We start from the raw sequence: 16,962 nt of genomic DNA on the forward strand, positions 1-16,962 counted from the left end.
GTGTGTGTCTGGCGAGACCAGGGGCGCAACCTCCGTGAAGGTGCCGCCCCCGACCTGCCCGGCGCCGGCAGGCAGCGCCGTGGCCTGGGTGCCGATCAGCCGATCAGTTGGGCTGCTGGATGCCGGCCAGCACCCAGCCGGAAGCGCCGGAGGCGGGGCGGGTGAAGTTCCAGATCTCGGAGAACGGCTCGGCCGGGCTGTTGGGCTCTTCGCGGATGAGGCCGCTGAAGAGCACGCTGGCCACCAGGATGGGGCCTTCCTGGTGCATGCCGGTCAGTTCGGCGTTCAGCTCGACCACTTCGGTGGTCTGCGGGGCGCTGCCGCGCTGCATCATGTCGATGTTCAGCTCGCCGAACATCTCGGGCGAGGTGAACTCGCGCAGGTCGTCGGCGTTGCGGGCATCGAAGGCCGCCTGCAGGCGGACGAACTGGACCTTGGCCTGGCGCACGAAGGCTTCGGTATCGAAACCACCGGGCACCTGCATGGCGGCGGTGTAGCCGCTGACGGTCGAGTCAGCAGCAGGCGCCTGAGCCGCACCGGCGGCCGGCGTCTGGCTGAACAGGCCACCGGCGTTGCTGTTCTGGCGGAACATGTCGTTCTGGCCCTGCTTGCCGCTGTTGTTGAAGGCGTCACGCAGGTTGCCGGCAAACGGGGCCCCGCTGCCGGCCGCCTGTGCCTGCTGCTGTTGCTGCAGACGCTTGCCGAACATGCGGAAGGCAAAGATGGCCAGGCCGGCCAGCAGGATCATCAGCAAGAAGATGCCGGAGCCTTCACCCAGGCCGAAGGCCGAGGCCAGGGCGCTGAGGCCCAGGCCGGCGGCCAGACCGCCCAGCAGGCCCATGCCGAAGCCGGGCCGACGGCCGTTGTTGGCCTGGGCAGCCTGCTGCTGCCGGTTGTTGGCCATGGCGTTGTTCTGCTGAGCCGGCGCGGTACGTTGAATGGTGCTGTTCTGGCGACCGATGCTGCGGCCGCCACCGATCCGGGCGGCTTCGGCGCTGTCGGTAATGAACATGACCGAGCTGGCCAGCACGACCATCAGCATCATCAGGAATTTTTTCATGTGAGTTCCTCTGTCCAAGCGAATGTGTGGTTGGGCAACGGGGAAACTGGGGAAGGCCGAAAATGGGCGCCTTCCCGGGGGCCGAGGGCTCGGCCAGGCTTTTTCGGTCATCTACCGGGCATCTGCCCGGATCGACCACCCAACGTGCACGAAAACACGGTGTGTGGTGTGACCTCCGCCGTAGATGGGGGCGGTCCGCCAAAATACAACAGGATGCGGAAAACCACAATGCCCGTTTGCGCAGCCCCCCGAACCAGCGGGCGGCAGGCCCGACATGCAGCGTACCGCAGGCCGCCCCGGCGAGATCGGGGCAAGGGATCAGGTCAGGCCCGGAATCAGTCCAGCCGCACGCCTTGGTGCAGGGCCACCACGCCGGCGGTCATGTTGAAGTAGCGCACCTGACCGAAGCCGGCGTCACGGAACATCTGGGCCAGGGTTTCCTGGTCGGGGTGCATGCGGATGGATTCGGCCAGGTAGCGATAGCTCTCGGCGTCGTGGGCCACGACCTTGCCGATGAGGGGCAGCACACCGAAGGAGAAGGCGTCGTAGGGGCGACGCAGCGGCTCCCAGACCTTGGAAAATTCCAGCACCAGTGCCTTGCCGCCGGTCTTGAGGACGCGGTGGATCTCCTTCAGGGCCTCTTCCTTGTGGGTCATGTTGCGCAGGCCGAAGGCCAGCGTCACACGATCGAAGCTCTTGTCGGGGAACGGCAGTTTCTCGGCGTCGCACTGCACGGTGGGGACGGTCAAGCCGTCATCCAGCGCCCGGTCACGCCCCACGGCCAGCATGGCGGCGTTGATGTCGGTCATCCAGACCTCGACGCCAGGCTTTTTGGCCATGGCACGGGCCAGGTCGCCACTGCCAGTGGCCAGATCCAGCACCTTCATGCCGGGGCGCAGGGCTGCCTGCCCCACGGTGAAGTGCTTCCAGAGCCGGTGCAGACCGCCCGACATCAGGTCGTTCATCAGGTCATAGCGGCTGGCCACCGAATCGAACACGCCACGCACCCGGCCAGCCTTCTCGGTGGCATCGACCTGCTGGTAGCCAAAGTGGGTTTTCTCGTGGGTGTCGGGCATGAAAGCCTCCGTGAATGGTGTTTTTGTCTGCGGGTGAGAAGCGTGCCTTCACCCGGAAACGGCACGCCGCGGGGCCTGAGATTGCCCCGGCAGCGGCCGGACGCAAGAGGGAGCGAGTACAGGATCAGCCGCCGCAGCCGCCACTGCCACAGCCGCCGCCACCCCCACAGCCGCCGTGGTGCTTGGGTGGGGGAGGTTCGGCGTTGCCGTCGCGGCTGAGCCCCCGGGCCTCAAGCTGCGCCAGGTAGTCCTTCCAGAGGACGTCCTGGTCCTTGCCCAGCTGGTAGAGATAGTCCCAGGAATAGATGCCGGAACCGTGGCCATCGCTGAAGACCGGGCGGATGGCGTAATTGCCCACCTGCTCGATCTCGGTGATCAGGACTTCACGCTTGCCGTACTGCAGCACGGCCTGGTCGGGCGAATGGCCCTGCACCTCGGCCGAGGGCGAATTGACGCGCAGGAACTCGAAGCTGAAGCGGAAGGCGGAGCCGTCACTGAAGTCCACACCCAGCTCGCGCGAGCGCTGGTGGACAACGATGTTGGTGGGAAGCGGGGTATTCTGGGCCAGGCCAGCCATGATGACGGGATTGCAACACCGGGTTGTTGAACAGTGCCTGCCGGGCAGACTCTGATAATCTTCAGACGGGGCCAGGCCCACGCCGATCCTGTGATGGTACCCGATTGGCGCGGGCCGATACGTTCTCGCCCGTCGGTCATCGGCGGCAGACCGTCGGCCGTTGCTGTTTTGCGGCGGCCTCGATATTGTGTGCCCAGTGGCGCGTCACGCAGCCGCCAGGGTTCCTTCCTTCGCCAGCACTCACCAGGAGTTGCATTCCATGTCGAAACACGTTTCCGCCGCCGGCAGCCAGCCGGCCTTGTCCCGCCTGCCGCTGCAGGCTGCTGCCCTGCTGGCCGGCCTGGCGCTGGCTGCCTGCAGCCACCTGCCCTCGTCGAAGGACAGCGCCTCGACCACCACGAAAGAGGCTGCCGCACCGGCTGCTGCCCAGACCGCCCCGGCCCCGGCCAGCAACCTGGAAGTGACCGCCACGATGACGATGAGCTGCGTGCCGACCAAGGAAGCCCAGGCACTGGGTCTGGTGCGCACCGAGGAAGTGCAGGCCGTCTACAAGATGCCGGCCGACAACCAGCCCGGCGATGCCGTGGTGGAGCTGAAGTTCGGCAACAAGGAATACACGCTGCACGAAGGCCCCGCCGCCTCGGGCTCGCGCTATGTCACGTCCGACGCCCTGTCGCCGCGTCACCAGGGTTTCTCGTGGCACAGCAAGCGCAATGAGGCCATCATTGCCGGCCTGGTGCCCGCCAGCGGCGTGAACGAAGTGGTGGACGGCCCGCTGCTCTATCGCTGCCTGGAAGCCAACTGATCCTGAAGGGCCCGCGCCGAAGGCCGGGCCCGGATGAAGATCTTCACGCAGAAAGCGCGCCGGCCAGCCAGCTTCGGAAGGCCGGCAGCGCTGCCGAGACCCGTTCCGCCACGGCACGGTGCTCTTCACTATCAGCCGGGCGCAAGACCGGCGACCAGACCGATCCCGGAAACTGTGGGTCGGACGGCCAGCGACCGATGATGTGCCAGTGCAGATGCGGCACCTGGTTGCCAAAGCTGGCCAGATTCACCTTGGCGGGCCGGAAATGAAGGCGCACGCCGTCTTCAAGCACCGACAGCACGCGCCACAGATACAGCCTGTCGGCATCGGACAGATCCGTCATCTCGGGCAGATGCTGCTGCCAGATGACCCGGAAATAGGCAGGCTGCCCCGCTTCGGTTCCCACGTGAATGACGCGCAACCGCTCGTCCTGCCAGAGAACGTCTTCCCCCGCCGGATGGCAGAGCGGGCAATCGGGGGCTTCCAGGGGGCGAGTGTCAGTCATGCTTGATCCGGCAAAGGCAGGTCAGTCCAGGGCGTCCTTGGGCAGCACCACCATGTAGTTGTCGATGTCGGTGTCGCTGCGCGAGCCCCAGTTGGAGTTGAACAGCACACGAGTGAAATCGGGATTGACGGTGGCCTGCGGCTCGGTCCAGTAGCCATTGTAGGCGCCATGGTGGTAGGCCAGCCCCTTCACCTGCGGATTGGGCGTCAGGCTCACAGCCATCAGCTTCTCGTGCAGCCACTGACGCTTGCCATCGGCCGCGTAGGTGGAGACCAGCACCCAGCCCGGTTTCTTGAAGGCCCGCCCCGAGAAGTGCAGCGCGGTGGCGCTGTGATCCAGGTAGGTCTTGAAGAGCGTCGTGCGCTTGCCGGTTTCCAGGTCGGTCATGAAGACGTCACCGTCGGGGCTCTGATAGTCGATGGAGACATAGACATCGCGCCCTTTCCCGTCCACGGCAATGTCGGAGTGCTCGGACTTGTGGTGCAGCTGGGTATAGTTCTTGAAGTCCAGCGTCCAGGCGCGAGTGCCCACGCCCTCGGTGTCGCCCGAGACCACGCAGCGCTTGCCGCCGGGGCTCATGCTCACGTGGTCAGGCCGGTCACCCTTGGTGTCCATCTTGCCCAGAATGCGGTCTTCCTTCAGGTCCCAGGCAAAGACACCCAGCGAGTGCCACTCGGCATCGTCCACCATGAAGCACCAGTAGCGACCGTCGGCCGAAGGCGCCCCTTCGGCCTTGGTCCAGGCCGCGGCCGCGCCGGGCCAGATCTTCTTCAGGCGGTCGCCGAAGTCTGCCACCTCGCGTACCGAGCCGTTTTTCACGTTCAGCTCGTAGAGCATCATGCCCAGGCCGTTGGCGGGCATGAAGTACAGCAGGTCGGGATCGGTGGGGTGCCACTGCAACTCAGCATCGCCAGCCGGCTTGGAGAGCCTTTCCACATACTCCAGCGTGTTGCCGTCGTACAGGTGCCAGGTGCCGTCGTTGGCACCGATGAGGATGCGGCTGCCATCGGCATTGAAGGCCTGGCGGCGGGAGTAGTCGTGCCGGGCAAAGCGCGCCAGCTTCTCCTCGGCATGATCGGTGACGCGCACCACGCAGTTGCCGTAGGCCGGATCGGCCTCCGGCAGGCCTTTCTTCGGCCGGGGCAGATCGGGCACGCCCTGCCCCGCGCCCGCCTGGGTGTCGATGGACTTGAGCCGACGCTGCTTGTGCTTGGCCAGGAGCGTGGTGCAACCCTTGGTACCGGTGACGGCGGAGATGGAAGAGTCTCCACCACTGCTCCCTGCTCCGCCTCCGCCAGCAGCGCCAACCGTGCCGGCGTCACCACTGCCGGCGGCCGAACAGCCCAGCATTAGCATGGCGGCAGACAGCACCAGCCAGCCGGCGCGCCGTGGACCGGGCCGGGCGAAGCCAGGGTGACTGGAAACAGGGATTCTTGCGGGATGGGCCACCACGGACGTGGCAGCAGACTGCCCGACGCGAACGCGGCGGGCGAGGAACGAGCGAAATTCAGTCATGATGCTGCGCGCAATGGAAAGGCTTGCTGCAGCATTCTTTCATGGAAACGTTGCGCCCATGCCGCACAGCCCAACACAAAACGCAAGAAGCGTGACAGAGATGGCAGGTTGTGTCAGGTCGGACGGGAACGACAGGCACGCCGTCCCTCAGGAAACAGGCGGCAGGCGCGCCGACCGTCGATCAGTCGATCCAGTCGACGCGCGCCAGACGCTTGACGAGCTTCACCCAGGTGGAGACCATGGCAATGGCCAATACGCCGATGCCGATGCCACCGCCGATGACCTTGGTGCGGGCATGGGCCCAGAAGTCATCCATCATGCCCGAGATGGCATTCAGCTCGGTGAACCAGGTGGTGACCACGACGATGAGGGCAACGGCCAGGGCAGTCATCACCGCCATGAGCTTGACGATGGCCAAGCGCTCTGCGTTGTACGATGCAGACGGGGTTGTCGGGGCGGATTGAACCACAGCTGCATCTGCGGGCAGCGTGGCCGACGTGTGGGGGGGCATTTCCGGAAGCTCCGAAACGGAAAGGACGTGCAAGAAAGGGGCTCAGCGCAGAGAATGCTGTATCGCCCCGACAACGACAACCCCCGCCTATCAATAACCCATATTCACGAATCAAATAACATGCTGCAACGCAGCAAAGCCCTGAAGTCGGCCCCGGAAAATCCGTGAAAAAGGCCCGCAGACCGTGCGTCAGACGCCGCTTCTTCCCCGAATGAAGCCGTTTGTCGTCCCTGCAATGCAGCAAGCCCGGGGCTGCACCGATCCCCTGCCAGCCCCCGTCTGTCGGATGAAAGAGACACCCGAACGGGGTGCACCGCAAAAACGGCCTTCATTCATCACATGAACACCGGGCATTCATGATTCAGTCTCAGAAAAGTCCCTTCAGCGAGGCCCACCAGCTGTCGGGCACCCACATCAGCATGCCGGTCATGAACACGTAGCGCAGGAACTTGCCCAGTGCCATCCACAGGATGGAAGGAGCCAGCGGCAGGCGCAGCCAGCCGGCCACGGCACACAGCGGATCACCCACCGCGGGCAGGAAGGAAAACAGCAGCGCACGCGGGCCCAGGCGCTCGAACCACTTCAGGTAATGGGTCTGACGGTCGGGCGCCATGACATGCTTGGCACCACGCCCCATCCAGTAGTTGATGACGCCCCCCAGCGTGTTGCCGGCGGTAGCCACCACCATGGCCAGCCAGAAGAGGTCGGGCCGCATGCTGACGTAAGCAAAAACGGCGGGTTCGGAACCCAGCGGCAGCAAGGTGGCCGAGACGAGCGCCACCACGAAGACGGTGGCCAGCCCGTTCTTGGGCAGCGCAAACCAGGTCAGCGCCTGGTCGAGAAGTGTCTGGAGCATTGAAATGGCCCGGCGGCCGGGCAGCGGGACCATGGCAGGGTCTCACGCCGCCCGAAAGGAGTGCAGCAAAAGCGCCGTATTATAGGGACCGCATTCCTTTATCCCAGCCTGTTCCTCTGCCCATGTCCATCGAGTACCTGAAACGGATCCTGAACGCCCGCGTCTACGAAGTGGCGGAAGAAACGCCGCTGGATCCCGCACCGGCACTGTCGGCCCGTCTGGGCAACCGGGTACTGCTCAAGCGTGAGGACATGCAGCCCGTTTTCTCGTTCAAGCTGCGCGGCGCCTACAACAAGATGGCCAACCTCAGCGCCGAGGAACGTGCCCGGGGCGTGATCTGCGCCTCGGCCGGCAACCATGCCCAGGGTGTGGCACTGTCGGCACGCAAGCTGGGCTGTCGGGCGGTCATCGTCATGCCCGTCACCACCCCCACCCTGAAGGTGGATGCGGTTCGCGCCCGCGGTGGCGAGGTGGTGCTGCAGGGCGAATCCTTCAGCGACGCCTACCAGCACGCCCTGAAACTGCAGGCCGAACAGGGCCTCACCTTCGTGCATCCGTTCGATGACCCGGACGTGATCGCCGGCCAGGGCACCATCGCCATGGAGATCCTGCGCCAGCACCGGGCGCCCGTGGACGCCATCTTCGTGGCCATCGGGGGCGGCGGGCTGATCGCGGGCATCGCCGCCTACGTGAAGGCCATCCGCCCCGGCATCAGGATCATCGGGGTGGAGACCTACGATGCCGACGCGATGCGCCAGTCGCTGGCAGCCGGCCAGCCGGTGACGCTGGACGACGTGGGACTGTTTGCCGACGGCACGGCGGTCAAGCGCGTGGGCGACGAGACCTTCGCGCTGTGCAGGGAGTACGTCGACGACATCATCCTGGTGGATACCGACCAGATCTGCGCGGCGCTCAAGGACGCCTTCGAGGACACCCGGGCCATTCTGGAGCCATCAGGTGCGCTGGCACTGGCCGGCCTGAAGGCCTGGGCCAAGCGCGAGCAGGTGCAGGACCGCACCCTGGTGGCCGTGGCCAGCGGCGCCAACATGAACTTCGACCGCCTGCGCTTCGTGTCCGAACGCGCCGAGATCGGTGAATCCCGCGAGGCGGTGTTTGCCGTGACCATCCCCGAGCGGCGCGGCAGCTTCCTGCAGTTCTGCCGACTGGTGGGCCGTCATTCCGTCACCGAGTTCAACTATCGCATTGCCGATTCCGACAAGGCCCATATCTACGTGGGCATCCAGGTCAGCGGCCGCGAGGAAGCCGGGCGGATCGCCAACCGGCTGCGCACGGCCGGCTTCGAGACCCTGGACCTGACCGACGACGATCTGGCCAAGTCGCACCTGCGCCACCTGGTGGGCGGACGCTCGCTGCTGGCCCGCGACGAGGTGCTGTACCGCTTCGAGTTCCCCGAGCGCCCCGGGGCGCTGCTGCGCTTCCTGGAGGCCCTGCCCGCCGACTGGAACATCTCGCTGTTCCATTATCGCAATCACGGGTCGGACTTTGGGCGCGCCCTGGCCGGTATTCAGGTACCGTTGGAGGACCGGCCCCGCTATGAACAGGTGCTGGCTGCTCTGGGGTACCCGTACCGGAACGAATCGGAACATCCCGCCTACCGCCTGTTCTTGACAGCGGAAAACAACCTGTCCGACACTGCCGGACTGTCAGGACAACCTTTTACACAAATTTCGTCCCCAGAATGAAACGATGCACATATCGCCCGGGGACGTGCGATAGAATACGGCGATGAGAATAGCGATCATTGAAGACGACAAGGCAGTGGCTTCGCAGCTGGTCCATTCGCTCAGCGTGGAAGGGGACACTTGCCATCTTTTCAACGAGGCCGCGTCCTTCCTGGCGGCCCTGCCGCGTGAGAGCTTCGATGCCTGCATCGTCGACCTCATGCTGCCGGGCATGGACGGCAAGGCGCTGGTGCGACTGCTGCGCGAACGCAAGAACCCGCTGCCGGTCATGGTGCTCACCTCGCAGGACGCCGAGAGCGAGGTCATCAGCGCGCTGGATGCCGGTGCCGACGACTTCGTGGTCAAGCCTGCCCGCGCCGGCGAGCTGCGTGCCCGCCTGAAGGCCTTGGTGCGCCGCGCCGGCCTGGGCGACATCCACGGCACCATCTTCGAATACGATCGTTTCCGTTTCGACCTGCAGCGCCAGACCGCGCAGGACAGCGGCCGTATCGTCGAACTGACACAAAAGGAATTCCAGCTGGCGCTGCTGTTCCTGAACAACATCGGCAAGCCGCTGTCGCGCGGGCACATCCGCGAGGCCGTCTGGGGGCGTGATTCCGAGGTGCCTTCGCGTACCATGGACACCCACGTCTCGCGCGTGCGCAGCAAGCTCACGCTGCGGCCGGAAAGCGGCTACCTGCTGGCGCCGGTCTACAGCTACGGCTATCGGCTTGAGCGGCTGCGCGACGAGGGCGAGGATGCCGATGGCGGCGCCCCTGCGCCCGCGGAAAACAGCTGAAAGAAGCCCAACCTGAAGGAAATGGCGTGACCCCCATGGAACGGCCCGACGCCGGCCGCCTTTGCTGTCCGGCACGTCATGGCGGCGTGTGGCTGCTTGCCCTGCTGACTACCCTGCCGGCGGGCCTCACCCTGGCAGAAGGCACATCCACATCAACGGGCGGCACGCCGGCCGCCCCGTCGGCAACGGCCAAGCCCGCCGACAACGAAATCCTCCTCTACCACGTCCAGCCCGGCGACACGCTGCTGGGCCTGTCGCGCGAAAAGCTCGACACCCCCGAGCGCTGGCGCGACGTGCAGAAGCTCAACCACATCGGCAACCCGCGCCATCTGCAGCCAGGCACCACGCTCAGGATGCTGCCCGGCTGGCTCAAGCCCAAGGTGGCCCAGGCCCTGCTGGAATCAGCCTCCAACCAGGTGAAGCTGAACGGAAAGCCGGCGCATGATGGCGCCGCCATTCCCGAAGGCACCACGGTACAGACCGGCCCGGACAGCGCCGCCGTCATCACCCTGCCCGACGGCACGCGGCTGCGCATTCCGTCGGCCACCGAGGTGCGGCTGGAGCGGCTGCGCGCCTACCACGGCGAACGCCATCTGGACGCCGGCTTCCTGCTCCGGCACGGCAGCATCGAGCCCGACTCTCCGGGTAAGCGCAGCCGCCCACTCAACATCAGGACGCCTTCGGGCAACGCCGCCGTGCGCGGCACGCACTTCCGCGTGCATGCCGAAGGCCAGCGCAGCACGGTGGAAGTGCTGCGCGGCCGGGTGGCCGCCGGCAACCGCAAGTCCACGGCCGACGTGGACGCGGGCAAGGGCGCCTGGTTCACGGCCAAGAGCAAGCCCGTGGTGGCCCAGCTGCTGCCCGCCCCCGATCTGGGCGGCATCCAGGGCCGCACCTGGACGCAGACCGCCCCGCACCTGCCACTGCCCGCTCTCGCGGGCGATGCCGCGGCCTACCACGTGGAAGTCTCCACCCGGCCCGACTTCAGCGCCGTGCTGCTGGACACCCGCACCCGGGAACCCGGCTTCGTGCTGCCGTCGCGGCAGGACGGCCCCCACTATGTGCGCGTCAGCGCCATCTCGCGCACGGGCATCGAGGGCTATGTCGGCACCACCGAGGTGCAGGTCCTGGCCCGTCCGCTCCCGCCCCGGCTGCAGCCGCAGCCTGACGAGGTGCAGGTCGACGACCGGCCTGTCCGATTCCGGTGGCTGGACACGCCCGACACGTCTGCTGCGGGCGGCACGACCGAGGCGGGCGGCAAGACGTCCAGCGCGGCAGACCGCACCTACCGCATCCAGGTCGCTGGCGACGCCGAGTTTGCCCAGGTGCTGCACGACGAGGTGGCCATCCACCCCGAGGATCTCATCCGTCTGGACACCCGCAAACCGCTGGAGCGCTGGTGGCGGGTGGCCTGCGTCGAGAAGGGGCGACAGGGCCCATGGAGCGAACCCCAGAAATTCCGGCTGCGTGTGGGGGCGCCCATCATCGAGGCCCGCCCTCTGCCGGCCGTGCGTACGGGCAGCGATGAGCCCGTGCGTACCGGCCACGGTGACTTCCTCCTGCTCTCTCCTCGCTGACCCGCGCCGATGATCCGCTTCCTTCGGCGCCTGCTGGGCAGGATGGCCCGCTCTGCCCCGCGCGACCGGCCCCTGCTGGAATGGAGCCTGCTGACGACCCTGCTGCTGGCGGGCACCATCTGGTTCGGGCCCTGGCCGCAGTACCTGACCAGCGACCAGCGCATTCCCGACCCCACCAACGGCACGGACCATGCCTCGCCGCCCGACTACCTGAGCCTGCGCCTGTACGACCTGGCGCTGGGCTACGATGCCCGGCCCCCCTCCGGTCAGGTGGTGATCGTGGACATCGACGACATCAGCATGCTGCAGGTGGGACGCTGGCCCTGGCCGCGTCCGGTACTGGCCGCGCTGATCAACCGCATCGCCGAAGGCCGCCCTGAAGCGCTGGCCATCGACATCCTGTTTGCCGAGGTCTCGTCCCGCCCAAACGACGACCAGCTGCTGCGCACCGCGCTGCAGAATGCCGCACGCCAGGGAACCCGCATCATTCTGGCCGTGGGCAAGGAAGAAGGCACCAACAACTACCTGCCGCTCTACCCGCTGGACCTCATCGCGGCGGGCAACACGCTGGGACACATCACCTTCCATTCCGGCCGCGACGGCCTGGTGCGCGGCCTGTACATGGAAGAAGGCCACCTGCCGGCGCTGTCCTGGGCCCTGGTGGACCGCACGGCCCAGAGCAACCGCAACGAGACGCTGAACATGCTGCTCGAGCGGCGCTGGGACGTGCAGGATCCCATGCTGCCCGGCGCGCTGAAGCAGCTGCCGCCGACCCTCTCGGCCGCCGCCCTGCTGCGCGGTGACATCTCGCCCGACCAGCTGAAGGGGCGCAAGGTCCTGCTGGGCAGCACGGCCATCGGCTCGGGCGACTTCTTTGTGAGCCCTCTGGAAGATGCCCGGCCCCGGCGCATCTCGGGGCTGGAGCTGCATGCCGTCGCCGCCGAAGCGCAGATCATCCATCACTTCAAGCAGCCGCTGTCGGCCCCCCTGCAGGGCAGCATCGAAGTCCTGGTGGTGCTGCTCACCATGCTGCTGCTCTACCGCACCAGCCCGTTCCTGGGCCTCATCATCGTGGTGGTGGCCAGCTGCCTGATCCTGCTGGCCAGCTGGCTGGCCTTCCGCGCCGGCTGGTGGCTGGCCCCGGGCGACATGCTCATCTCCATCTGCCTGGGCTACCCGCTCTGGAGCTGGCGACGGCTGTCGGTTGCCTCGACAGGCCTGCTGCGCCAGGCCCGCTCCCTGGAGCTGTTTGGCGGCGTCTTCGGCGCCCGCAGTGCAGAACCTGTCTCGCACGAGCCCATCTCGGCCCAGCTCAACCGCGTGCAAATGGCCGCCCAGCAGGTGGCCAAGCTCAACCGCTTCCTGTCGGACAGCCTGCAGAGCCTGCCCCACCCGGTCCTGGTGGCCGACCACGAACAGCGGCCGCTGCTGCGCAACCAGCGCTTTCTCAACGCCTTCGGCAACGTGGGCGAATGCTGCACCACCCTGTCGGACTGCTTCCGGACCATCTTCGGCAAGCTGCCACGCAATTTCCAGGACGAGCCCTGCCAGCTGGCCGGTGAATACCAGGACACGCAGGGCCGCCACTGGCGGGTGGACGTGGCGGCCACCGGTGCCAGCGCCGACGAGCGCCGCTGGATGATCCAGTTCGTGGACCTGACGGCCCGCCGCCTGGCCGACCGCGAGCGCGAGGAGACCCTCTCCTTCCTGTCGCATGACCTGCGCTCGCCCCAGGCCACCATCCTGGCCATCATCGAGAAACTGCGCACCACCACCGACAGCACCGAGCGTGGCGCCGGTCTGGACGAGCTGGCCCGCCAGTCGCGCCGCGCGCTGGAACTCACCGACGGCTTCCTGGCCTACACCCGCGCCGAGATCAAGCCCATCCAGCCCGAGGAGCACGACCTCAACGACCTGCTCACCGAAGTGATCGACCTGGCCTGGTTCTCGGCCAACGCCAAGAAGGTCCGCCTGACCTTCAACCCGGTGGACGCGGCCATCCTGCGCTGCGACGCCGACCTGCTGCGCCGCGCCTTCTCCAATCTGGTGGAGAACGGAATCCGCCACAGTCCCATCGACAGCAGCATCGAAGTGACATTGATCAATCAGGCACCGCATTTCCGCATTACCATCCGAGACCACGGCCCCGGCGTGCCGCCCGACAAGCAGGCGCTCATCTTCAAGCCCTTCTGGCAGTCGGCAGGTTCCGAGACCACCGGCAAGAAGTCGTCCCAGGGCAGTGCCGGGCTGGGCCTTGCCATGGTTCACAAAGCCATTGCGCGCCACGGCGGTACCATCCGTGTATTCAATCACCCCACCGGGGGCGCATGTTTTGAAATCTGCCTGCCGCAAAGCATGCAGGACGTATAGATGCATTCGACATGGCGTTGCTGACGCTCGGACTCAACCACAACACGGCGCCCGTGGCGCTGCGTGAGAAGCTCGCCTTCCCCACCAAGGAGGCGATCGGCACGGCCCTGTCCGATCTGCGTGGCCACCTGAAGTCGCTGGCCCCGGAAGCCGCCATCCTGTCCACCTGCAACCGCACCGAGATCTACTGCAAGACCGACGCCCCCGACGAGGCCGGTCAGGCACTGACCGAGTGGATCGGCCGCCACAAGGGCGTGGACGGTGAAGGCAACCTGGCCGAGCACCTGTACCTGCTGCCCAACCAGGGCGCCGTGCGCCACGCCTTCCGCGTGGCCAGCGGGCTGGACTCCATGGTGCTGGGCGAACCCCAGATCCTGGGCCAGATGAAGACGGCTGCGCGCGTGGCACAGGATTCCAACATGCTGGGCAGCCACCTGCACCAGCTGTTCCAGCGCTCGTTCTCGGTGGCCAAGGAAGTGCGCACCCAGACGGCCATCGGCGCCCAGTCAGTCTCGATGTCGGCCGCCAGCGTGCGCCTGGGCGAGCAGATCTTCGAGAACCTGGCCGACTGCTCGGTGCTGCTCATCGGCGCCGGCGAGATGATCGAACTGTGCGCCGCGCACTGGGCGCCCCACCCCCGGCGGATGGTCATTGCCAACCGCACGCTGGAGCGCGCCCGCCCCCTGGCCGAGCGCTTTGGCGCCACCACCATGGCGCTGTCCGACCTGCCCCAGCAGCTCGAGAACTTCGATGTGGTGATCTCCTGCACCGCCAGCAGCCTGCCCATCATCGGGCTGGGCATGGTGGAGCGCAGCGTGCGCCAGCGCCGTCACCGCCCGGTGCTGATGATCGACCTGGCGGTCCCGCGCGACATCGAGGACGAAGTCTCGCGCCTGGACGATGTGTTCCTCTACACCGTCGACGACCTGCGCGAAGTGGTCGATGCCGGCCTGGAAGGCCGTCGCCTGGCCGTGGCCGAGGCCGAGAGCATCATCGACACCCAGGTCAACGCCTTCATGAACTGGATGGTGCAGCGCCAGAGCGTGCCCCTCATCCAGGAACTGCACGCCCGCGGCGACGCCGTGCGCCAGCAGGAAGTGGAGCGCGCTCGCAAGATGCTGGCCAAGGGCGAAGACCCTGCCGTCGTGCTGGAAGCGCTTTCCAGGGCGCTTACCGCCAAGTTCATGCACGGCCCCACCACCCTGCTGTCCCATCACGCCGGCAAGGATCCCGAACTGGCCAACATGCTGTCCGGCCTGCTGCCGGTTCCCCGGGGCGGACGGTAACGGGAAGGGAGATCGGCGGCGCGTTGGTTAGAATGCCCGCCGAACCCCTTCACGCATCGCCATGAAAGAATCCCTGCGGGCGCAGCTGGACCGCATGCAGAACCGGCTGGAAGAACTCAACGCCCAGCTGGCCAGCGAAGACATCGGCAAGGACATCAGCCTGCTGAAAAAGCTCAACCAGGAGCACGCCGAGACCAGCGAGGTGCTGGACACCTACGCCCTGTGGAAACAGGCCGGCGCCGACCTGGAGGCCGCCCGCCAGATGCGCGAAGAGCCCGACATGCGCGAGTTCGCCGACGAGGAGATCGCCGACGCCGAGACCCGCCTGCAGGCTACCCAGGAGCGCATCGAGTACCTGCTGCTGCCACGCGACCCCGACGATGCCCGCAACGCCATCCTGGAGATCCGGGCCGGCACCGGCGGTGACGAAAGCGCCCTCTTTGCCGGCGACCTGCTGCGCATGTACCTGCGCTACGCCGAACATCGCGGCTGGCAGACCGAGATCCTGTCGGCCAGCGAATCCGAACTGGGCGGCTACCGCGAAGTCATCGTGCAGGTCAGCGGCCAGCAGGTCTACGGACGGCTGCGCTACGAATCCGGTGCGCACCGCGTGCAGCGCGTGCCCGTCACCGAATCCCAGGGGCGCATCCACACCTCCGCCTGCACCGTGGCCGTCATGGCTGAAGCCGAGCCCACCGGCGACATCGAGATCAGCCCCGACGACCTGCGCATCGACGTGTTCCGTGCCTCCGGCGCCGGCGGCCAGCACGTCAACAAGACCGAATCCGCCGTGCGCATCACCCACCTGCCCACCGGCATCGTGGCGGAATGCCAGGACGACCGCTCGCAGCACCGCAACCGCGACAAGGCCATGACCGTGCTGCTCACCCGCCTGCGCGACGCCCGCGAGCGCGAGCGCGCCGCCGAGACCTCCGCCCACCGCAAGAGTCTCGTGGGCTCGGGCGACCGCTCCGAGCGCATCCGCACCTACAACTTCCCCCAAGGGCGGCTCACCGACCACCGCATCAACCTCACCCTCTACAAGCTGCAGACCATCATCGACGGCGACCTGGACGAACTGACCGACGCCCTGATGAAGGCCCGGCTGGCCGAACTGGCAGCGGAGCGGGCTGAGGGGTGAGACCTCGCACGGCCCCGGTCGGGCTGTGCGAGCGATCTACCGGCGTTCCCTGGCGGCTCATGCCGTCTTCCCGTCTCTGCCCTCATGTTCAATCACGCAGCGGGCGCGCCCAAAGATGACCCCCTGATCACGCGATGACTTCCCCCCTGCTTCCAGGCGAGCCCGCTGTCGATACCGCCCCCTCCATCGACGACCTCATCCGCCACAGCCAGCTGCCCCGGGCCGAGGCACGCCGCCTGCTGGCCTGCCTCACCGGCCAGCCGCTGACCTGGTTCATGGCCCACGGTGACGATCCCGCCGACCCGGACATCGCCGCCCGCTTCCAAGCCCTGGCCGAACGCCGCCGCGCCGGCGAACCCCTGGCCTATCTGCTGGGCCAGCAGGAGTTCTACGGCCGCCCCTTTGCCGTCTCGCCCGCCGTGCTCATTCCCCGGGCCGACACCGAAACCCTGGTGGAAACCGCGCTGGAGCAGCTCACGCTGCTGCGCCAGCAACGGCGCGCCGTCCCTCTGTCCCTGCTGGAACTGGGCACCGGCAGCGGCATCATCGCCATCACCCTGGCGCTGGAGGCTCCGGACACCGAGGTGCATGCCGTCGAGCGTTCCCCCGAGGCCCTGGCCATGGCGCAGCAGAATGCAAAGGCCCTGGGCGCCGACCGCATCCACTGGCACGCGGGCAGCTGGTGGCAGGCGCTGGCCAGCCCCCGACACTTCGACCTGATCGTCTCCAATCCCCCCTACATCGCCGCCGGTGACCACCACCTGCAGCAGGGCGACCTGCGCTTCGAGCCGCCTCAGGCCCTGGCGGCCGGTCCCGACGGGCTGGATGACCTGCGCATCATCATCGGCGGCGCCCCCGCCCACCTGAGCCCCGGCGGCTGGCTGCTGCTGGAACACGGCTACGACCAGGAGGCCCCTGTGCAGGCCCTGCTGCGCGACGCAGGCTTTGCCGAGGTGTTCACCCGACGCGACCTGGCCGGGCAGCCGCGCGTGAGCGGGGGGCGGTGGCTGGGGGACGGGCGCAGGTAGGCCCATCCAACCGTCAGGCCTGGCCAAGTAGGCGCTACCAAGCAGGCCGGGCCACGCCAAGCCAATCGGCCCCAAACAGGGCAGACATCGGGTCCGATCGCGCCCGGGCCGAACAGGGCCAGACGACAGTCCCCTCGCCGTAATCTGGCTGTGCGGCGAGGATAGGCGCCATGA

The 16,962-nt window shown here is 67.1% G+C and carries 15 protein-coding genes; 8 read left to right on the plus strand and 7 right to left on the minus strand.

The window, feature by feature from the left end:
• Nucleotides 1–103: 103 nt before the first annotated feature.
• From EL249_RS00480 to EL249_RS00490, 3 genes are all read right to left on the minus strand, one after another.
• On the minus strand, nt 104–1,060 hold the full coding sequence (locus EL249_RS00480; RefSeq protein WP_005675049.1) for a Tim44 domain-containing protein: 957 nt from the start codon (nt 1,058–1,060) through the stop codon (nt 104–106).
• Nucleotides 1,061–1,395: 335 nt separating this feature from the next.
• Entirely contained in the window at nt 1,396–2,136 is a 741-nt protein-coding gene (gene ubiE, locus EL249_RS00485; protein WP_005675047.1) for a bifunctional demethylmenaquinone methyltransferase/2-methoxy-6-polyprenyl-1,4-benzoquinol methylase UbiE, read from the minus strand.
• 124 nt (nt 2,137–2,260) lie between these two features.
• On the minus strand, nt 2,261–2,713 hold the full coding sequence (locus tag EL249_RS00490; protein WP_005675046.1) for a gamma-butyrobetaine hydroxylase family protein: 453 nt from the start codon (nt 2,711–2,713) through the stop codon (nt 2,261–2,263).
• 259 nt (nt 2,714–2,972) lie between these two features.
• On the opposite strand from EL249_RS00490, the gene EL249_RS00495 reads away from it, so the two are divergent.
• Nucleotides 2,973–3,518, plus strand: a complete 546-nt coding sequence (locus EL249_RS00495; RefSeq protein WP_005675045.1) for an MliC family protein — start codon at nt 2,973–2,975, stop codon at nt 3,516–3,518.
• A gap of 43 nt (nt 3,519–3,561) precedes the next feature.
• On the opposite strand, the gene EL249_RS00500 is transcribed toward EL249_RS00495, so the two are convergent.
• The 4 genes from EL249_RS00500 to EL249_RS00515 all read right to left on the minus strand — a co-directional run bounded on the left by EL249_RS00500 (nt 3,562) and on the right by EL249_RS00515 (nt 6,905).
• Complete coding sequence (locus EL249_RS00500; RefSeq protein ID WP_005675044.1) at nt 3,562–4,023, minus strand: HIT family protein; 462 nt, start codon at nt 4,021–4,023, stop codon at nt 3,562–3,564.
• Nucleotides 4,024–4,044: 21 nt separating this feature from the next.
• Nucleotides 4,045–5,379, minus strand: coding sequence for a WD40 repeat domain-containing protein (locus EL249_RS00505; RefSeq protein ID WP_005675043.1), 1,335 nt, complete (start codon nt 5,377–5,379; stop codon nt 4,045–4,047).
• Between the two features lie 340 nt (nt 5,380–5,719).
• Nucleotides 5,720–6,049: a hypothetical protein gene (locus tag EL249_RS00510; protein WP_126348022.1), complete on the minus strand. Its 330-nt coding sequence runs from the start codon at nt 6,047–6,049 to the stop codon at nt 5,720–5,722.
• 367 nt (nt 6,050–6,416) lie between these two features.
• Nucleotides 6,417–6,905, minus strand: a complete 489-nt coding sequence (locus EL249_RS00515; protein WP_040530241.1) for a YqaA family protein — start codon at nt 6,903–6,905, stop codon at nt 6,417–6,419.
• Nucleotides 6,906–7,027: 122 nt separating this feature from the next.
• On the opposite strand from EL249_RS00515, the gene ilvA reads away from it, so the two are divergent.
• The 7 genes from ilvA to prmC all read left to right on the plus strand — a co-directional run bounded on the left by ilvA (nt 7,028) and on the right by prmC (nt 16,788).
• Nucleotides 7,028–8,608: a threonine ammonia-lyase, biosynthetic gene (gene ilvA, locus EL249_RS00520; RefSeq protein ID WP_005675039.1), complete on the plus strand. Its 1,581-nt coding sequence runs from the start codon at nt 7,028–7,030 to the stop codon at nt 8,606–8,608.
• A 43-nt stretch (nt 8,609–8,651) separates the two neighbouring features.
• Nucleotides 8,652–9,386 carry a response regulator transcription factor gene (locus EL249_RS00525; protein ID WP_005675038.1) on the plus strand — a complete coding sequence of 245 codons (735 nt, stop codon included), beginning with the start codon at nt 8,652–8,654 and terminating at the stop codon, nt 9,384–9,386.
• 35 nt (nt 9,387–9,421) lie between these two features.
• A complete protein-coding gene (locus EL249_RS00530) occupies nt 9,422–10,963 on the plus strand; it encodes a FecR family protein (RefSeq protein WP_040530240.1) in 1,542 nt (513 codons plus the stop codon).
• Nucleotides 10,964–10,972: 9 nt separating this feature from the next.
• Nucleotides 10,973–13,333, plus strand: a complete 2,361-nt coding sequence (locus EL249_RS00535; protein ID WP_005675036.1) for a CHASE2 domain-containing protein — start codon at nt 10,973–10,975, stop codon at nt 13,331–13,333.
• A gap of 11 nt (nt 13,334–13,344) precedes the next feature.
• The gene (hemA, locus tag EL249_RS00540; RefSeq protein WP_005675035.1) at nt 13,345–14,619 is read left to right on the plus strand and encodes a glutamyl-tRNA reductase; all 1,275 of its coding nucleotides are present in this window, start codon (nt 13,345–13,347) and stop codon (nt 14,617–14,619) included.
• A gap of 61 nt (nt 14,620–14,680) precedes the next feature.
• Nucleotides 14,681–15,760 carry a peptide chain release factor 1 gene (gene prfA, locus EL249_RS00545; RefSeq protein ID WP_005675033.1) on the plus strand — a complete coding sequence of 360 codons (1,080 nt, stop codon included), beginning with the start codon at nt 14,681–14,683 and terminating at the stop codon, nt 15,758–15,760.
• Nucleotides 15,761–15,894: 134 nt separating this feature from the next.
• Nucleotides 15,895–16,788, plus strand: coding sequence for a peptide chain release factor N(5)-glutamine methyltransferase (prmC, locus tag EL249_RS00550; protein ID WP_005675032.1), 894 nt, complete (start codon nt 15,895–15,897; stop codon nt 16,786–16,788).
• Nucleotides 16,789–16,962 lie beyond the last annotated feature (174 nt).

It is taken from the genome of Lautropia mirabilis (genome assembly GCF_900637555.1).
Lineage (GTDB): Bacteria > Pseudomonadota > Gammaproteobacteria > Burkholderiales > Burkholderiaceae_E > Lautropia > Lautropia mirabilis.